We start from the raw sequence: 17,142 nt of genomic DNA, 5'->3' as shown, positions 1-17,142 counted from the left end.
GTCGTAGCCGGAGCGCGACCCGCTCCACCCGCGCGCCCGTCTCGAGAGGCCGACTGCGCGACGGGCGACGAGGAACGAGGAGCCCGTCGAGTCGGGCGCAGGCTCACCGGCGATTCGCGTGCCAGCGAATCGTCGTAGCCGGAGCGCGACCCGCTCCACCCGCGCGCCCATCTCGAGAGGCCGACTGAGCGACGGGCGACGAGGAACGAGGAGCCCGTCGACGGCGAGCACCAACGACGAAGGGCCCGGCCAGAGGCCGGACCCTTCGTCGTCGGTGCGAGACGCAGCTTTACAGCGCGGCGACCTGCTTCGCGATGGCCGACTTGCGGTTCGCGGCCTGGTTCTTGTGGATGACGCCCTTGCTCGAGGCCTTGTCGAGCTTCTTGGCGGCGAAGGCGAGCGCGGTGGCGGCCTTCTCGGAGTCGCCGGCGGCGATGGCGGTGTGCACCGCGCGGACGGCGGTCTTCAGCTCGCTCTTGACCGCCTTGTTGCGCTCGTTGGCCTTCTTGTTGGTGAGGTTGCGCTTGATCTGCGACTTGATGTTTGCCACGTCTATTACCTTCTTCTCGGATGTGTGTGCAGCCGGCTACTCGACGGAGTGCCCCTTCCGGTGGCGTGGAACGCCATCCGGGTGCGACTGGAGGTCGCCGGCTTCTGAATCACTCCACACACGCCAATGGTGGAGCGCAAGCCAACAAGGAACTTTAGCGCACCCGCCGCCACCCTTCAACCGCGCCGCTCCGCCCGCACGCCCTCTCCCGCGAGATGCCACCTGTGCACGCGACACGCCGCGCGAGGCGTGCGCAAGTGGCATCTCGCGGGAGGGAGCCGCCAGTAGCCTGACCAGCGATGCCCCGACTCGCCGATCACATCCCCGCCGTTCCGCCCTCGGGCATCCGCCGGCTGTTCGAGATCGCCCTCCGTCTGGAGGGCGTGACGCTGCTCGCGGTGGGGGAGCCCGACGTCCCCGTCGCTCCGCACATCATCGAGGCGGCCCGGGCCGCGTGGGCCGCGGACGACACCGGCTACGGACCCAACGGCGGCCTGATGGAGCTCCGTCGCGCGATCGTCGCCAAGCTCGCCCGCGACAACGGCGTCCACGCCGACGTCGAGCAGGTATGGGTCACGGTCGGCGCGACGCAGGCGCTGCACCAGGCGATGACGCTGACGCTCGGCCCGGGCGACGAGGTGCTCCTGCCCGACCCCGGCTACACCACCTTCACGATGAACGCCCGGATGATCGGCGCCGTCCCCGTGCCCTACACGCTGCGCGCTGAGAACGCCTTCCTGCCCGATCTCGACGAGCTCGAGCGGATCGTCACCGACCGCACCCGCGTGATCATCGTCAACAGCCCCTCGAACCCGCTCGGCATCGTCCTACCGCGTCCGATGCTCGAGCGGCTGCTCGACTTCGCCCGCCGCCACGACCTCTGGATCATCAGCGACGAGGTCTACGAGCGCTTCACCTACGGCCGCCCGCACGTGAGCCTCGCCGCGCTCGCGCAGGAGGCCGGCCACGACGACGACCGCGTCTTCAGCGTCTTCTCGCTCTCGAAGACCTACGCGATGACCGGCGTGCGCGTCGGCTACCTGGTGACCCCGCCCGGCCTGACGTCGACGATGGTCACCGTGCAGGAGGCGACGATCAGCTGCGTCGCGACGCCCGACCAGCGCGCGGCCCTCGCGGCGCTGACCGGCCCGCAGGACGCGGTCGAGGACGCCTCCGCGCACTACCTCGCCAACCTGCGGCTCGCGACGGCGCTGCTCGACGAGCGCGGCATCCGCTTCCGCGAGCCGGAGGGCGCCTTCTACCTCTGGATCGACGTCTCGCACGCGAGCGACGGCGACGTCGCGTCCTGGGCGGAGTCCTTCCTGCTCGAGACCCTCGTGGCGGTCGCACCCGGCAGCGCCTTCGGCCGCACCGGCGAGGGTTGGATCCGCGTCTGCCTCGCCGCCGACCCGGCCGCTCTCGAGCACGGGCTGCGCGCACTGCCGGCCCCCGCGACGGCGGTGCCCGCGTGAGCACCGAGGACGTCCTGGTCCGCCGGGTGCGCCCGGAGGAGTATGCCGCGGTCTCGCGCCTGCGCCTCGCCGCCTACGCCCACGACTACGAGCTGGGGGAGGAGTACGCGGCGGACGTCGCCGACGTCGCCCGGCACGACACCGAGGGCGAGGTCTGGGTCGCGGAGGCGGAGGGGACGATCCTCGCGACCGTCACGACCGCCGCGCCGGGCCGCAGCCTCTATTCCCTCGGGCGCCCCGGCGAGCTCGACTGGCGGCTGCTCGCCGTCGCCCCGGAGGCGCGGGGCCGCGGCCTCGGACGCCTGCTCACCGAGTTCGTCGTGATGCTCGCCGTCGAGCGCGGCCTCCAGCGGGTCGTGATGAACAGCGGGACCGAGATGCGCGCGGCGCACGCCCTCTACGAGAGCATGGGCTTCGTCCGGCTGGGTGACCGCGAGAATCCGCCCGGGATCGAGCCGACGCGCACCTACGGTCTGGACCTCTAGGCGCGGCGGCTGCAGAACATCAGCCGAGAGGCGATCCCGTCGCCGAGGGGCTATGAGACCGCGGAACAGCCGATGTTATGCACCGCATCCGGTCGGTCCCGGCCCCTCGCCCGCCGCCGGACCCCGGCCGTGGGACACTGGACGCACGATGTCTCCACGTGCACACCTCGGGCTCGAGCCCGCCGCGACCGATCCGGCGTCCATCCGCAACTTCTGCATCATCGCCCACATCGATCACGGCAAGTCCACCCTCGCCGATCGCATGCTCGGCATCACCGGCGTGGTCGAGGACCGCGCGATGCGCGCGCAGTACCTCGATCGGATGGACATCGAGCGCGAGCGCGGCATCACGATCAAGTCGCAGGCCGTGCGGATGCCGTGGGAGCGCGACGGGCAGACCTTCGCGCTCAACATGATCGACACCCCCGGCCACGTCGACTTCTCCTACGAGGTCAGCCGCTCGCTCGCCGCGTGCGAGGGCGCGATCCTGCTGGTCGACGCCGCTCAGGGCATCGAGGCGCAGACCCTCGCGAACCTCTACCTCGCCCTCGAGAACGACCTCGCGATCATCCCCGTCCTCAACAAGATCGACCTCCCCGCGGCCGACCCCGAGAAGTACGCGGCCGAGCTCGCGAGCCTCATCGGCGGCGACCCGGCCGACGTGCTCCGCGTCTCCGGCAAGACCGGCGTCGGCGTCGAGGCGCTGCTCGACCGCGTCACCGAGCTGGTCCCCGCGCCGGTCGGCGACAAGAACGCCCCGGCCCGCGCGATGATCTTCGACTCGGTCTACGACTCCTACCGCGGCGTCGTCACCTACGTCCGGATGATCGACGGCCAGCTCTCGCCGCGCGAGAAGATCCAGATGATGTCGACCCGCGCGACCCACGAGATCCTCGAGATCGGCGTCTCCAGCCCGGAGCCCGTGTCGACCAAGGGTCTCGGCGTCGGCGAGGTCGGCTACCTGATCACCGGTGTGAAGGACGTCCGCCAGTCCAAGGTCGGCGACACCGTCACGACGGCGTCCAAGCCCGCCACCGAGGCGCTGCCCGGCTACACCGAGCCGCTGCCGATGGTCTTCTCGGGTCTCTACCCGATCGACGGCAGCGACTACCCCGACCTCCGCGAGGCGCTCGACAAGCTCAAGCTCTCCGACGCCGCGCTCGTGTACGAGCCCGAGACCTCCGTCGCGCTCGGCTTCGGCTTCCGCTGCGGCTTCCTCGGCCTCCTGCACCTCGAGATCGTCACCGAGCGGCTCGACCGCGAGTTCGGCCTCGACCTCATCACCACGGCCCCGTCCGTCATCTACGAGGTCACCACCGACGACAAGAGCACTGTCACGGTGACCAACCCGAGCGAGTTCCCCGTCGGCAAGATCGCCAGCGTCACCGAGCCGATCGTCCGCGCCGCGATCCTCGCGCCGAAGGACTACGTCGGCACGATCATGGAGCTCTGCCAGAGCCGTCGCGGCACGCTGATCGGCATGGAGTACCTCGGTGAGGACCGGGTCGAGATCCGCTACCACATGCCCCTCGGCGAGATCGTCTTCGACTTCTTCGACAACCTGAAGTCCAAGACGGCCGGCTACGCCTCGCTCGACTACGAGCCCGCCGGCGACCAGGAGGCCGACCTGGTGAAGGTCGACATCCTGCTGCAGGGGGAGCAGGTCGACGCGTTCAGCGCGATCGTCCACCGCGACAAGGCCTACGCCTACGGCGTGCTGATGACCGGGCGGCTGCGCAAGCTCATCCCGCGCCAGCAGTTCGAGGTGCCCATCCAGGCGGCGATCGGCGCTCGCATCATCGCGCGCGAGTCGATCAGCGCGATGCGCAAGGACGTCCTCGCCAAGTGCTACGGCGGTGACATCACCCGCAAGCGCAAGCTGCTCGAGAAGCAGAAGGAGGGCAAGAAGCGCATGAAGATGGTCGGCCGCGTCGAGGTCCCGCAGGAGGCGTTCATCGCCGCCCTGAGCGGTGACGTCGAGACGAAGGACAAGAAGTGAGCGTCCGGCGCTCGAGCTTCGAGGGGCAGCCGCAGGTCACCTACGCGGCGGTCGGCGGCACGCTCGCGCCGGACCTGCTCGAGTACCCGCCGGACGGCTTCACCGCTGAGCGCTTCGAGGCGCGCCTGGGCTCCGGGGACGAGCGCTTCGCCATCACGACCGCGTCGCTGATGACCTGGGGCGTGCAGCGCGGCAGCGGGATCACCGTCTGCGACATCACCTCCGGCAGCGGCGTGCAGTACACCGGGGTCAACTTCGACTCCGCCGGGACCCCGATCGACCTCGCCAGCCGCCCCACGGAGGAGCGGTTCGCGGCGGACGGCACGCCCTACATCACCGCCGGTGTCACGGCCGTGCTCAAGATCAGCCTGCTCGGCCGGACCTTCGACGCTCCCGTGCGGGTCGTCTACGTCGTCGACGAGCCCGACCAGGTCGGCTTCGCCTACGGCACCCTCGAGGGCCACCCGGAGAGCGGCGAGGAGTCGTTCGTGGTGGAGAAGCGCGCCGACGACTCGGTCTGGCTCGTCATCCGCGTCTTCTCGCGTCCCTCCACCGCCCTCTACCGCCTCGGCACCCCCGTCCTCCGGGCCGTGCAGAAGCGGCAGGTCAAGAAGTACCTGCGCGCGCTGCTGCCGGCGCGCGTCAGCTGACGTGGGGAGCGCCCTCCCGCTCGCCGATCCGGCACCGGCCGACGGTCTCCTCCCGGCCTCCGTCGTCGACGGCGTCGAGACCCGCGACCTCGGTCTGTACGTGCACGTGCCCTTCTGCCGGGTGCGGTGCGGCTACTGCGACTTCAACACCTACACGGCGACGGAGCTGCGCGGCGCGATGCAGCAGGACTACGCCGACGAGGCGATCGCCGAGATGGCGCTCGGCGAGGGCGTGCTCGAGAGCGCCGGGCTGCCCCGGCGCCCCGCGGCCACCGTGTTCTTCGGGGGCGGCACTCCCACCCTGCTGCCCGCCGGTGATCTGGTGCGGATGCTGGGCGGGCTCCGGCGCCACTTCGGCGTCGCCGACGACGCCGAGGTCACGACGGAGGCGAACCCCGACTCCGTGGACGCGGCCTACCTGCGCGAGCTGGCCGACGCCGGGTTCACCCGGGTCAGCTTCGGGATGCAGTCGGCGGTGCCGCACGTGCTCGCGACGCTCGAGCGCACCCACGATCCGGAGCGCGTGCCGCTCGTGGTCGAGTGGGCGCGCGAGGCGGGGCTGCAGGTCAGCCTTGATCTGATCTACGGCACGCCGGGGGAGTCGCTGGCCGACTGGGAGCGCTCGCTCGACTCGGCGCTGGCGACCCGGCCCGATCACCTCTCGGCGTACGCGCTGATCGTCGAGGACGGCACGAAGCTCGCGCGGCAGATCCGCCGCGGCGAGGTGGCGACCCCGGACGACGACCTGACCGCCGACATGTACGAGCTGGCGGACGCGCGGCTCGCCGCGGCGGGCTACTCCTGGTACGAGGTGAGCAACTGGGCGCGCGACGACGCGCACCGGTCGCGGCACAACCTGTCCTACTGGCTGGGGCACGACTGGTGGGGCGTCGGTCCCGGCGCGCACAGCCACGTGGGCGGAGTGCGCTGGTGGAACGTGAAGCACCCGGCGGCGTACGCGGAGCGGCTGCACTCGGGGGTCTCGCCGGCGGCCGGGCGCGAGACGCTCGACGCGGCGACGCGGCAGGTCGAGGACGTGCTGCTGCGCTCGCGGCTCGCCGACGGGCTGCCGATCGACGCGATCGATCCGGAGCGGCGCCGCGAGGTCGCGGGGCTCATCGCCGACGGTCTCGTCGACGGCCGGGCGGCGCTCGGCGGCCGCATCGTGCTGACGCTGCACGGCCGGCTGCTGGCCGACGCGGTCGTCCGCCGGCTGACGGACGGCTGACGCGCCGACGTTCGACCGCGTGGGTCTCGATACGCCGCCTGCGGCGGCTACTCGACCAGCGTGGAGCGCACCATGCTGATCGAGTAGCGCGCGCAGCGCGCGTATCGAGATCCACCGTCCGACGCACGTGGGTCTCGATACGCCGCCTGCGGCGGCTACTCGACCAGCATTGATCGCCGCCTGCGACGGCTGGTCGCTCGGGCGGGACGGCCCCGCGCCGGCCTACTTGAAGAAGGGGATGCTGAGCGGGTACGTGTAGTACTCGCCCGCGCTGGCGCGGACCGAGGCGATGATCGCGAAGACGATCACGAGGATCGGCACGATGAAGAAGACCACGACGCCGACGAGCACGAAGGTCAGGATCGTCCCCGCGACGTAGGCGATCAGCGTCGTCAGGTGGAAGTTCAGCGCGGTCTTCGCGTGCGCCTCGAGGAACGGACCGCGGCCCTTGAAGACCAGGTAGACGATCAGCGACGGCAGGAAGCTGAAGAAGATGCCCGTGACGTGGGTGACGATCGCCCAGGTCTTCTCGTCCGCGGGGTTCAGCGGCGGTGCGGGGGTCCCGTATGCGGGCGGCGGGGGCGGTGTGGCCGACATGATGATCTCCGTCTCGGGCATCGGTGCGCCGGGCGACCCCGGGCGCTCGGCGTCCATGGTGGCAGAGACAATGCCGTCGTGTCGCGGACGATGACACCGCGGCGCGGACGGTGCAGCCCCGGCCTGAGCGCGGCGCGCGTCGGCCGATCCTGGGCGAGCCCCGCCTCCTGTCAGCGCGCGCGGTTATGATTGGCACTCAATCTTGCGGAGTGCCAAGCTCCGCGCGGTGCTGCGGCGCCGAGGTGGTCGTGCCGCGAGGCACCCGGAGTCCGGCGGGAGGTCGGTCGTATGGTGACGGAGCGCGGTCTCCAGGTCCTGCGCGTGATCGTGCAGGACTACGTCGCGAATCGGGAGCCGGTGGGCTCCAAGTCGATCGTCGAGCGCCACGCGTTCGGCGTCTCCGCGGCGACCATCCGCAACGAGATGGCGCAGCTCGAGGAGGAGGAGCTGATCGCGGCCCCGCACACCTCCTCCGGCCGGGTCCCCACCGACAAGGGCTACCGCCTCTTCGTCGACCAGCTGACCGACCTGCGCCCGCTGACCGCGGCGCAGCGGCACGCGATCGAGACCTTCCTCGGCCAGAGCCCGGACCTCGACGAGGTGCTCGTGCGGACGGTGCGGCTGCTCTCGCAGCTCACCAACAGCGTCGCCCTCGTGCAGTACCCCTCCTTCGGCGCCGCGCGCATCCGCCACGTCGAGCTGGTCGCCCTCGCTCCGCGCCGCCTGCTCTCCGTCCTCATCACCGACACCGGCCGGGTCGACCAGCGCGTGCTCGAGACTCCGGAGGACGTCGACGAGCTCCTGCTCGGCGAGATCCGCGCCAAGCTCAACACCGCGGTCCTCGGCCTCGGTCTCGCCGCGGCGGCCGAGACGCTGCAGAGCGCGACGGAGCAGTTCAGCCCCGAGCGCCGCTCGATCGTCGATCCGGTCGTGCAGACGCTGCTCGAGCAGGTCGGCGCGAATCGACAGGACCGCCTCGTGATGGCGGGCGCGGCGAACCTGGTGCGCACGGAGGAGGACTTCTCCGGCAGCATCTACCCGGTGCTCGAGGCGATCGAGGAGCAGGTCGAGCTGCTGCGCCTCTTCGCCGAGATGACGCCGGACCCGCGCGGCATCTCGGTCCGCATCGGCCGAGAGAACGCGCCGTTCGGCCTGCAGGAGACCTCCGTGCTCACCAGCGGCTACAACACCGCCGGCGGCCAGGTCTCGCGACTGGGGGTCCTCGGTCCGATCAGGATGGACTACTCCGGCAACATCGCGGCGGTCCGCGCCGTCGCCCGCTACCTCTCCCGCCTCCTCGGCGAGGAGTGAACCACCCCTAGACCCTCGCCGGACACCTCCGGCTCCCGACAGGTCCGCCGCGCCCGGCGCACCGACCCACGAACGAAGGACGAAGCCCCCAGTGGCCGATCACTACGAAGTCCTCGGCGTCGACCGAGACGCCTCCGCCGACGAGATCAAGAAGGCGTACCGCCGGCTCGCGCGCGAGCTGCACCCCGACGTCAACCCGAGCGCCGACGCCTCCGAGCGCTTCAAGCTCGTCACCCACGCCTACGACGTCCTGAGCGACTCGCAGCAGCGCCAGCAGTACGACCGCGGCCCCCAGGAGGGCTTCCCCGGTGGCGGCGGACAGGGCTTCGGCGGCTTCGGCGACATCTTCGAGACCTTCTTCGGCCAGGGTGCGCAGGGCTCCTCGCGCGGCCCCCGGTCGCGCCGCGAGCGCGGTCAGGACGCCCTGCTGCGCGTCGAGGTCTCGCTCGACGAGGTCATCTTCGGCACGCACCGCGACCTCGAGGTCGACACGGCCGTTCTGTGTGAGACCTGCCAGGGCTCGTGCTGCCAGCCGGGGACCTCGCCCGTCACCTGCGACATCTGCCACGGCTCTGGCCAGATCCAGCGCACCGTCCGCTCGCTCCTCGGCAACGTCATGACGGCCAGCCCCTGCGGCACCTGCCGCGGCTACGGCACCGTCATCGCGACCCCCTGCTCCACCTGCCAGGGCCAGGGTCGCGTCCGTGCGCGCCGCACCATCCCCGTCGACGTCCCCGCGGGCGTCGACACCGGCCTGCGTCTGCAGATGCCCGGCAGCGGCGAGGTCGGCCCGGCCGGCGGCCCGAGCGGCGACCTCTACCTCGAGATCAAGGTCAAGCACCACGACATCTTCAGCCGCAACGGCGACGACCTGCTCTGCACCCTCGATGTGCAGATGACGGACGCCATCCTCGGCTCGACGGCGACCCTCGCGGCGCTCGACGGCGACATCGAGATCGAGGTCAAGCCGGGCACGCAGAGCACCGAGATCGTCACGATCAAGGGCCGCGGCGTCACGAAGCTGCGCGGCAACGGCCGCGGCGACCTCCGCGTCGGCATCCAGGTGGTCACGCCCACCAAGCTCGGCCACCGCGAGCGCGAGCTCGTCCAGGAGTTCGCCAAGCACTACAAGCCGCAGAAGCCCGCGCTCACGCACTTCCAGCAGGGGCTCTTCTCCAAGCTGCGCGACCGCTTCCTGGGCTGACCGGGGCAGGCGTGGCGCACCACTACATCGACGAGTCGCTCGACTCGGGGGACTTCGTCACCGGCGGGAGGCTGGAGCTCTCGGGCGCGGAGGCCCGCCACCTCGCGACCGTGAGCCGAATCCGCGCGGGGGAGAGCGTGCGGATCGGCGACGGCCGCGGCCGGGTCGCGATCGCCGTGGTCGAGAGCGCCGAGGCGACCCGCGTCGTCCTCGCGGTCGAGTCGGTCGAGGAGTCTCCCGCGCCGAGTCCGCGGCTGGTGCTCGTGCAGGCGCTCGCGAAGGGCGACCGCGACGAGCTGGCGATCCAGGCGGCGACCGAGCTCGGCGTGGACGAGGTCGTGCCGTGGCAGGCCGCCCGCTGCGTCTCGCGCTGGTCGGGCGTCAAGGAGGAGAAGGGCCGCGAGCGCTGGCGCAGCATCGTCCGCGAGGCGAGCAAGCAGTCGCTCCGCGCCCGCGTCCCCGAGGTGTCGGCGGCGATCGGCTTGAAGGCGCTCGTGGAGCGCGCGAAGACGGAGCGGGTGCTCGTGCTCGAGCCCTCGTCCGGCGCGCGCCTCACCGCGATCGAGCCGGACAGCCGCGATCTCGTGCTCGTCGTGGGTCCCGAGGGCGGGATCGCTCCCGAGGAGCTGCGCGCCCTCGCCGACGCGGGTGCCGAGGCCGTCGCGCTCGGCGACTCCGTCCTGCGCACCTCCACCGCCGGCCCGGCCGCGATCGCCGTGCTGTCGGCCCGTCTCGACCGCTGGTGAGCGGCATCGCACCGCGCGCCCTGGGCGAACGCGCCCCCGACCGGGCCGCCGCCCCGTTTAAGATGAGTGCATGAGCGAACCCACCGTCTTCACGCGCATCGTCCGCGGCGAGATCCCCGCCGACGTGGTGTTCGAGAACGATCGCATCCTCGCGATCCAGGACATCGCGCCCAAAGCCCCCGTCCACCTGCTGATCTTCCCCAAGACCCAGGAGTACGCGAACGTCGCCGAGCTCGCCGCCGGCGATCCGGCCCTCCTCGCCGAGATCGCCCGGGTCGCGCAGACCCTGGCCGATGCGCACAGCAACGGCCAGTTCCGGCTCGTCTTCAACTCCGGCGAGGAAGCCGGGCAGACCGTGTTCCACGTCCACGCCCACGTCCTGGGCGGCCACCTGACGGAAGGCTCCCTTGCCACCGGTTGATCACGCGGACGACAGCTCCGCGGGCCTGAACACCGCCCGATCGGACTCCGCGGAGTCGGCCGACCCGCAGAGCACCTCGAGCCCGCAGTCGCCTGCGGCTGAGCGCACCACCGGCCAGGCGCACCGCGTCATCGCCGTCGACGGAGTCGCGATGGTGCGCCTCCTCGGACCCCAGGACCGCCTCATCCGAGCGGTCGAATCGCGATTCCCCGACGTCCAGGTGCACGTGCGCGGCAACGAGGTGACCCTCGACGGCGAGGGCGTGCCCGTCGCCGCCGCGGCGCGCCTGGTGGAAGAACTGGTGCTCATGACCGCCGGCGGCCACGACCTCGACCCGGAGGAGGTGCGCGAGTCCGCGCGCATCCTCGAGAACGGCGGGCCGGTGCGTCCCGCGGACGCGTTCGGCCAGGCCATCCTGACGGCGCGGGGCAAGAGCATCCGCCCGAAGACCCTGGGCCAGCGCGAGTACGTCGACGCCGTCGATCAGAACACGATCGTCTTCGGCATCGGCCCCGCCGGCACCGGCAAGACCTACCTCGCCATGGCGAAGGCGGTGCAGGCCCTGCAGCGCAAGGAGGTCGAGCGGATCATCCTCACCCGTCCGGCGGTCGAGGCGGGGGAGCGGCTGGGCTACCTGCCCGGCTCGCTCACCGACAAGATCGACCCGTACCTGCGGCCGCTCTACGACGCGCTCAACGAGATGATGGACCCGGAGATCGTCCCCAAGCTCCTCGCGGCGGGCACGATCGAGGTGGCCCCGCTGGCGTACATGCGCGGCCGCACGCTGAACTCGTCGTTCGTCGTGCTCGACGAGGCGCAGAACACGACGCCGGAGCAGATGAAGATGTTCCTCACCCGCCTGGGCTTCGGCTCGAAGATGGTGATCACGGGCGACATCACCCAGGTCGACCTGCCCGCCGGCTCCAGCGGACTCCGCCTGGTGACGCGGGTGCTCGACGACATCGACGACATCCACTTCGCCCGGCTGACCAGCGAGGACGTGGTGCGCCACAGCCTCGTCGGCCGGATCGTCGACGCCTACACCGAGTACGACCAGCAGAAGCAGGCGCAGAGCTTCGAGCGCGAGCAGGCCCGCGAGTTCGCGGCCCGCGCCGAGCGCCGGGCGGCCGGCCGCTCGGGCGGCGACGCGCAGCCCAAGCGCCCGCGCGGCTGAGCGCCGGCCCACCCCCTCCGCCCCGCCCTCCCGATCGAAGGAACCCCGCAGCCCGTGAGCATCGAGATCAACAACGAGTCGAGCATCCCCGTCGACGAGGCGACCCTGCTGCGTCTCGCGGGCTACGCGCTGGACTCGCTGCACGTGCACCCCGATGCCGAGCTCGCGATCGTGCTGGTCGACGAGGGCGCGATGGAGCAGCTGCACGTGCAGTGGATGGACGAGCCCGGCCCGACGGACGTGCTGAGCTTCCCGATGGACGAGCTGCGGCCGGGCACCGAGGACGAGCCGACCCCGGCCGGCCTGCTCGGCGACATCGTGCTCTGCCCGCAGGTGGCGCAGAGCCAGGCCGAGGCGGCCGGCCACTCCGTGCTCGACGAGCTGCTGCTGCTCACGGCCCACGGCCTGCTGCACCTGCTCGGGTTCGACCACGCGGAGCCCGAGGAGGAGCGCGAGATGTTCGGCATCCAGCGCGACATCCTCGTCGGGTTCCACATCAGCGAGCGACGCCGCTAGGCCCGGCGTGCTCACCGTCCAGCTCCTCATCGCGGCCCTCGCCCTCGTCGCCGTCGGCGGCTGGCTCGCCGCCACCGACGCGGCCCTCGGCGTCCTCTCGCGCAGCGACGTGCTCGAGATGGCGCACCACTCGCGCAGCGCCCGCGCCCTGCGCGCCATCGCCGGCGACATGAGCGCGCACGTCAACGTCGTCAACTTCACCCGGATCGCGGCCGAGACGACGGCCGCCGTCTTCGTGACCACGGTGCTCGTCGTCGTCGTCGACGCCCTCTGGCTGGCGCTCCTGCTGGCGATCCTGATCATGGCGGCCGTGTCGTTCGTCCTCGTCGGATCGAGCCCCCGCAGCGTCGGCCGGGCGCACGCCCGCGCGGTGCTCGGCTCCAGCGCCTCGCTCGTGCACGTGCTGCGCGTCGCCCTCGGCCCGGTCGCGCACGGCCTCGTCGCGCTCGGCAACCGGGTCACGCCGGGCACCGGGCGCTCCGCCGGCTTCTCCTCGGAGGAGCAGCTGCTGAGCATGGTCGACGAGGCGACGGAGCAGGACGTCCTCGAGCAGGACGACCGCGAGCTCATCCACTCGATCTTCGAGTTCAACGACACGCTGGTGCGCGAGGTGATGGTGCCGCGCACCGACATGGTGACGATCGAGGGCGGAGCATCGGTCGGCGCCGGCATGGGCCTCCTGCTCAGCCGCGGCATCTCGCGTCTGCCCGTGATCGGCGACGGCGTCGACGACGTGCTCGGCGTGCTCTACCTCCGCGACGTCGCCCGGCACACCTACGAGCGCCCGGACGACGACGACTCCGCCGCCGATCTCGCCCGACCGGCGCTGTTCGTGCCGGAGTCGAAGAAGGCCGACGAGCTGCTGCGCCAGATGCAGCTCGAGTCCAACCACCTCGCGATGGTGGTCGACGAGTACGGCGGCATCGCCGGGCTGGTCACGCTCGAGGACCTGATCGAGGAGCTGGTCGGCGACATCTCGGACGAGTACGACCGCGAGGTCGATCTCTTCGAGGAGACCGAGCCGGGCGTCTACCGCGTCTCGGCTCGCCTGCCGGTCGACGAGCTCGGCGAGCTCTTCCGGCTCGACCTCGAGGACGACGACGTCGACTCGGTCGGCGGACTGCTCACCAAGGCCTACGGACGCCTGCCCGAGCGCGGCGCGACCGCGCGGATCGACGGGGTGATCCTCGAGGCCGAGCAGGCGGATCCCCGCCGAGGCACCATCTCGACCGTCATCGTGCGGCGCGATCCCGACTACGATCCCTCAGGCGAGACGAGCACCGGACCGGTTCCGGTCGTCGCCGAGGCAGACCACCAGGACGAGGACGCACGATGACCGACCCCAGCACCCCCAGCACTCCCTACCGGGCGGGCTTCGTGTCGTTCGTCGGCCGTCCCAACGTGGGCAAGTCGACGCTGACGAACGCGCTGGTCGGCGAGAAGATCGCCATCACCAGCTCGAAGCCCCAGACCACGCGCCGCGCGATCCGCGGCATCGTGCACCGCCCCGACGGTCAGCTGATCGTCGTCGACACGCCGGGCATCCACCGCCCGCGCACCCTCCTCGGCGAGCGGCTGAACTCGCTGGTCACCTCGACCCTCGGCGACGTCGACGTGATCGGGATGCTCTTCCCGGCCGACGAGCCGATCGGTCCCGGCGACCGGTTCATCAATGAGCAGCTCGAGGCGTTCCCGCGCGCCCGCAAGGTCGCGATCGTCTCGAAGGTCGACCTCTCCTCGAAGAAGTCCGTCGCGAAGCAGCTGCTCGCCGTGTCCGAGCTCCGCGAGTGGGACACCATCGTGCCGATCTCCGCGGTCACCGAGGAGCAGCTCGACGTCCTCGCCGCCGAGCTGCTGCGCCTGATGCCCGTCTCGCCCGCGCTCTACCCCGAGGAGGCCGTGACCGACGAGGACACCGGCTCGCGCATCGCGGAGTTCATCCGCGAGGCGGCCCTCGAGGGCGTCTCGGACGAGCTGCCGCACTCGCTCGCCGTGACGCTGGACGACATGGTCGAGCGCGAGGACGGCTCCTTCATCGACATCTACGCGAACGTCTTCGTCGAGCGCGACAGCCAGAAGGGCATCATCATCGGTAAGGGCGGCCAGCGCCTGCGCGAGGTGGGCGCCGTGTCGCGCGAGCAGATCGAGCGGCTGCTCGGCCGCCGCGTCTTCCTCTCGATCCGGGTGAAGGTCGCCAAGGAGTGGCAGCGCGACCCCAAGCTGCTCGGCCGCCTCGGCTTCTGAGCCCGGGTGAGCGCCGACGCCGAGCCGTCGGGAGGACCGCCGTCACCCTCCCGGACGACGCCGCCGTCGGCGCCGCCGCGTAGCGTGGGCGGCATGCGTGCGCTCCTGGACCGGCCGGCGACGCTCCCGATCGGCGGAGCGCTGCTCGCCGCCCTCCATCTCGTCCTGACCGCGGTCGGCGCCGTCGCACCGGAGCACCTGAGCGGCGGTCTCCTGATCGCGCTGGGCCTGGCGGTGGCCGCGTTCCTTCCGGCCCTGGCGCCGTCGCTCGTCGCCGTCGGGGCGGTCATCGGCGGCGGCTTCCCCGTGCTCGGCGTCCCGGTCGACGCCGTCGTGGTCGGGATCGCCGTCCTGTGGTCCACCGCCCGCAGGCTCGGTCCCTGGACGCGGACGCTGGCCCTCGTCGGCGCGCTGCTCCTCTCCGGGATCGCGGGGCTCGTCGCCGCGCTGACGGTGACGGAGCAGCTGGTCCCCGCCGAGGCGAGCGCAGACCAGGTGCTGCTCGTCCGCGCCGTCACGGCGCTCGTCGTCCTCGGCCTCCTTGTCAGCGCGGCGGTGCTCGCCTGGTCCGCAGGCGCGTCGCGGCCCGTCGGTCCCGACGACCGCATCGGCGCCCTGCTCGTGCGCGCCACCGGGCCGCAGGACGGCTTCGCCGTCGGCGCCGCCGGCTGGCAGGCTCTGCTGCTGCTCCTGATCTCGACCGTGCCGTTCGCCGGGCCCGACGGCTCGCTCGAGCCCGTCATCGGCGGTGTGCTGGCCGTGGCCCTCGTCCTGCACCGCCGCGCCCCGGCTCTGGCGCTGACGATCGCCTGGGGCGGCGCGCTGCTGCAGATGGGGCTGCAGCTGGCGCCGGGCCCGGCGGACCTGGCGATCCTCGCGGTGCTGTTCGGCACGGGCGCCTCCGAGCATCGCCGGGTGCGCGCGGCGGGTGCGGTCTCGGCCGTGCTCGGCGCGATCATCGCCGTCGTCTACCTCATCCTCGTCTTCACCCTGGTCGAGAGCACCACCTCGGCGATCGTGACCGGGGGCGCGGTGTTCGGCGGCATCCTCGCCACCCTCGGCCTGTCGTGGACGGTCGGGCTGCTGTCGCGCTCCGTCCGGCGGGCGCGCGAGGGGCAGGCGCTGCGCGCGGAGGCCGAGCGCGATCGCGCCGCGGCGCAGCGCGAGCTCGACACGGTCGAGGAGCGCAACCGCATCGCTCGCGACATGCACGACGTCGTCGCGCACTCGCTCGCCGTCGTCATCGCGCAGGCGGACGGCGCCCGCTACCTCGGCTCGGCGAGCCCGGAGCAGACCGACGCGGCCCTGCTCACCATCTCCTCGGTGGCGCGCGACGCGCTGGGCGACGTCCGGGTCCTCCTGGCGCAGCTGCGGCACAGCGAGAGCGACGGTCCCCAGCCTGAGGCGCGCGATCTGCCCGCACTGCTCGAGAGCGTGTCCGGCGCAGGGACGCCGCTGCGCTCCGAGCTGGAGCTCGACCTCGAGGCGGTGCCGCGCGGCATCGGCCTCGCCCTCTACCGCATCGTCCAGGAGGCGACGACGAACGCGCTCCGACACGGCCGCCCGGGTGCGCCGCTGGACGTGTCGCTGCGCCGCGAGTCCGGCGAGATCGTCCTGACCGTCCGCAATGCGCGGTGCGCCGACGCCGACGCCGCACCGGCGGTGCCGGGGGAGGGCCACGGTCTCGTCGGGATGCGCGAGCGCGCCGCTCTCGTCGGCGGACTGCTGCGCGCCGGGCCCGAGGGCGACGACTTCGTGGTCGACGCGCGCCTGCCCGCACCCCTCGCTCCCGCTTCTCCCGCCCTGCCCGTCGCCTCTGGAGGCCGCCCCGCATGACCGACACCATCCGCCTCGTCCTCGTCGACGACCAGGCCCTCTTCCGCGCCGGCATCCGCATGCTGCTGAGCTCCCAGCCGGACCTCGAGGTGGTCGGCGAGGCGTCCGACGGCGCGGAGGGCGCGGACCTCGTCGCCCGGCTGGCGCCCGACGTGGTGCTGATGGACATCCGGATGCCCGGTGTCGACGGCATCGAGTCGACCCGGCGGATCCTCGCGGACGCCGCCGAGAGGGGAGTGGAGCCGCCGCGTATCCTGGTGCTGACGACCTTCGACCTCGACGAGGCGGCCGCGCGCGCGATCCGTGCCGGGGCGAGCGGGTTCCTGCTCAAGGACACCGAGCCGGGCTTCCTGCTCGCGTCGGTGCGCACGGTGCACGCCGGGACCGCGGTGGTCGCCGCCTCCGCGACTCGGGAGCTCTTCGAGCACTTCGGTGCGCCGGGGAGCGGCCGCGAGACCCCGGCGGCGTTCGGGACGCTCACGGACCGCGAGCGCGAGATCTTCCACCTCGCCGCGCGGGGTCTCAGCAACACCGAGATCGCCCGCGCCGAGTTCCTCAGCGAGGCGACCGTCAAGACGCACATCAGCCGGACCCTCGGCAAGCTCGGGCTGCGCGACCGCGTGCAGCTGGTCGTCTACGCCTACGAGAACGGCCTCGTGGCCTGAGCGCGCCGTCGCGTCGCGCTGCCGCGGCGTGGGTGCCGTGCCGC

Annotated in this window: 17 protein-coding genes; 15 read left to right on the top strand and 2 right to left on the bottom strand. The window is 72.0% G+C overall.

The annotated features are described in order from the left end of the window. Positions 1-289 precede the first annotated feature (289 nt). Positions 290-550 carry a 30S ribosomal protein S20 gene (gene rpsT / locus HQQ82_RS03365; protein ID WP_085475572.1) on the bottom strand — a complete coding sequence of 87 codons (261 nt, stop codon included), beginning with the start codon at positions 548-550 and terminating at the stop codon, positions 290-292. Positions 551-849: 299 nt separating this feature from the next. Here rpsT and HQQ82_RS03360 point away from each other — a divergent pair, with 299 nt between their 5' ends. From HQQ82_RS03360 to hemW, 5 genes are all read left to right on the top strand, one after another. After that, positions 850-2,022 carry a pyridoxal phosphate-dependent aminotransferase gene (locus HQQ82_RS03360; RefSeq protein ID WP_173231649.1) on the top strand — a complete coding sequence of 391 codons (1,173 nt, stop codon included), beginning with the start codon at positions 850-852 and terminating at the stop codon, positions 2,020-2,022. After that, positions 2,019-2,507, top strand: coding sequence for a GNAT family N-acetyltransferase (locus HQQ82_RS03355; protein WP_173231648.1), 489 nt, complete (start codon positions 2,019-2,021; stop codon positions 2,505-2,507). The genes HQQ82_RS03360 and HQQ82_RS03355 overlap by 4 nt, the downstream gene beginning before the upstream one ends. A 148-nt stretch (positions 2,508-2,655) precedes the next feature. Continuing rightward, positions 2,656-4,506, top strand: coding sequence for a translation elongation factor 4 (gene lepA, locus HQQ82_RS03350; RefSeq protein ID WP_123445615.1), 1,851 nt, complete (start codon positions 2,656-2,658; stop codon positions 4,504-4,506). Next, a complete protein-coding gene (locus HQQ82_RS03345; RefSeq protein ID WP_173231647.1) occupies positions 4,503-5,156 on the top strand; it encodes a DUF1990 domain-containing protein in 654 nt (217 codons plus the stop codon). The genes lepA and HQQ82_RS03345 overlap by 4 nt, the downstream gene beginning before the upstream one ends. Position 5,157: 1 nt before the next feature. Beyond that, positions 5,158-6,384, top strand: coding sequence for a radical SAM family heme chaperone HemW (gene hemW, locus HQQ82_RS03340; RefSeq protein WP_173231646.1), 1,227 nt, complete (start codon positions 5,158-5,160; stop codon positions 6,382-6,384). 222 nt (positions 6,385-6,606) lie between these two features. Here hemW and HQQ82_RS03335 read toward each other — a convergent pair whose 3' ends face one another. After that, positions 6,607-6,981, bottom strand: coding sequence for a DUF4870 domain-containing protein (locus tag HQQ82_RS03335; RefSeq protein WP_173231645.1), 375 nt, complete (start codon positions 6,979-6,981; stop codon positions 6,607-6,609). A gap of 288 nt (positions 6,982-7,269) precedes the next feature. Here HQQ82_RS03335 and hrcA point away from each other — a divergent pair, with 288 nt between their 5' ends. The 10 genes from hrcA to HQQ82_RS03285 all read left to right on the top strand — a co-directional run bounded on the left by hrcA (position 7,270) and on the right by HQQ82_RS03285 (position 17,098). Beyond that, positions 7,270-8,292 (top strand): heat-inducible transcriptional repressor HrcA, encoded by a 1,023-nt coding sequence (gene hrcA, locus HQQ82_RS03330; protein WP_173231644.1) that lies wholly within the window; start codon positions 7,270-7,272, stop codon positions 8,290-8,292. 91 nt (positions 8,293-8,383) lie between these two features. Next, entirely contained in the window at positions 8,384-9,496 is a 1,113-nt protein-coding gene (gene dnaJ / locus HQQ82_RS03325; protein ID WP_173231643.1) for a molecular chaperone DnaJ, read from the top strand. An 11-nt stretch (positions 9,497-9,507) separates the two neighbouring features. After that, positions 9,508-10,242, top strand: a complete 735-nt coding sequence (locus HQQ82_RS03320) for a 16S rRNA (uracil(1498)-N(3))-methyltransferase (RefSeq protein WP_173231642.1) — start codon at positions 9,508-9,510, stop codon at positions 10,240-10,242. A gap of 70 nt (positions 10,243-10,312) precedes the next feature. Then, a complete protein-coding gene (locus tag HQQ82_RS03315; RefSeq protein ID WP_173231641.1) occupies positions 10,313-10,663 on the top strand; it encodes a histidine triad nucleotide-binding protein in 351 nt (116 codons plus the stop codon). A gap of 151 nt (positions 10,664-10,814) precedes the next feature. Then, entirely contained in the window at positions 10,815-11,837 is a 1,023-nt protein-coding gene (locus HQQ82_RS03310) for a PhoH family protein (RefSeq protein WP_173232306.1), read from the top strand. A gap of 54 nt (positions 11,838-11,891) precedes the next feature. After that, the gene (gene ybeY, locus HQQ82_RS03305) at positions 11,892-12,353 is read left to right on the top strand and encodes an rRNA maturation RNase YbeY (protein WP_173231640.1); all 462 of its coding nucleotides are present in this window, start codon (positions 11,892-11,894) and stop codon (positions 12,351-12,353) included. Between the two features lie 7 nt (positions 12,354-12,360). Further along, the gene (locus HQQ82_RS03300; RefSeq protein WP_173231639.1) at positions 12,361-13,689 is read left to right on the top strand and encodes a CNNM domain-containing protein; all 1,329 of its coding nucleotides are present in this window, start codon (positions 12,361-12,363) and stop codon (positions 13,687-13,689) included. Further along, a complete protein-coding gene (gene era, locus HQQ82_RS03295) occupies positions 13,686-14,597 on the top strand; it encodes a GTPase Era (RefSeq protein WP_173231638.1) in 912 nt (303 codons plus the stop codon). The genes HQQ82_RS03300 and era overlap by 4 nt, the downstream gene beginning before the upstream one ends. A 93-nt stretch (positions 14,598-14,690) precedes the next feature. Continuing rightward, on the top strand, positions 14,691-16,433 hold the full coding sequence (locus tag HQQ82_RS03290) for a sensor histidine kinase (RefSeq protein ID WP_173231637.1): 1,743 nt from the start codon (positions 14,691-14,693) through the stop codon (positions 16,431-16,433). Beyond that, on the top strand, positions 16,430-17,098 hold the full coding sequence (locus tag HQQ82_RS03285) for a response regulator transcription factor (protein WP_173231636.1): 669 nt from the start codon (positions 16,430-16,432) through the stop codon (positions 17,096-17,098). The genes HQQ82_RS03290 and HQQ82_RS03285 overlap by 4 nt, the downstream gene beginning before the upstream one ends. Positions 17,099-17,142: the final 44 nt, after the last annotated feature.

The organism is Rathayibacter sp. VKM Ac-2856 (assembly GCF_013205055.1).
GTDB lineage: Bacteria > Actinomycetota > Actinomycetes > Actinomycetales > Microbacteriaceae > Rathayibacter.
The sequence above is the reverse complement of the archived record's forward strand: the minus strand, read 5'-3'. Positions and strand labels throughout refer to the sequence as shown.

Bases quoted from the DNA above. Each gene is read 5' to 3' on its own strand.
- HQQ82_RS03360 (WP_173231649.1), top strand. From the start codon at position 850: ATGCCCCGACTCGCCGATCACATCCCCGCCGTTCCGCCCTCGGGCATC.
- lepA (WP_123445615.1), top strand. From the start codon at position 2,656: ATGTCTCCACGTGCACACCTCGGGCTCGAGCCCGCCGCGACCGATCCG.
- HQQ82_RS03335 (WP_173231645.1), bottom strand. From the start codon at position 6,981: ATGTCGGCCACACCGCCCCCGCCGCCCGCATACGGGACCCCCGCACCG.
- hrcA (WP_173231644.1), top strand. From the start codon at position 7,270: ATGGTGACGGAGCGCGGTCTCCAGGTCCTGCGCGTGATCGTGCAGGAC.
- HQQ82_RS03315 (WP_173231641.1), top strand. From the start codon at position 10,313: ATGAGCGAACCCACCGTCTTCACGCGCATCGTCCGCGGCGAGATCCCC.
- HQQ82_RS03310 (WP_173232306.1), top strand. From the start codon at position 10,815: ATGGTGCGCCTCCTCGGACCCCAGGACCGCCTCATCCGAGCGGTCGAA.
- era (WP_173231638.1), top strand. From the start codon at position 13,686: ATGACCGACCCCAGCACCCCCAGCACTCCCTACCGGGCGGGCTTCGTG.
- HQQ82_RS03290 (WP_173231637.1), top strand. From the start codon at position 14,691: ATGCGTGCGCTCCTGGACCGGCCGGCGACGCTCCCGATCGGCGGAGCG.
- HQQ82_RS03285 (WP_173231636.1), top strand. From the start codon at position 16,430: ATGACCGACACCATCCGCCTCGTCCTCGTCGACGACCAGGCCCTCTTC.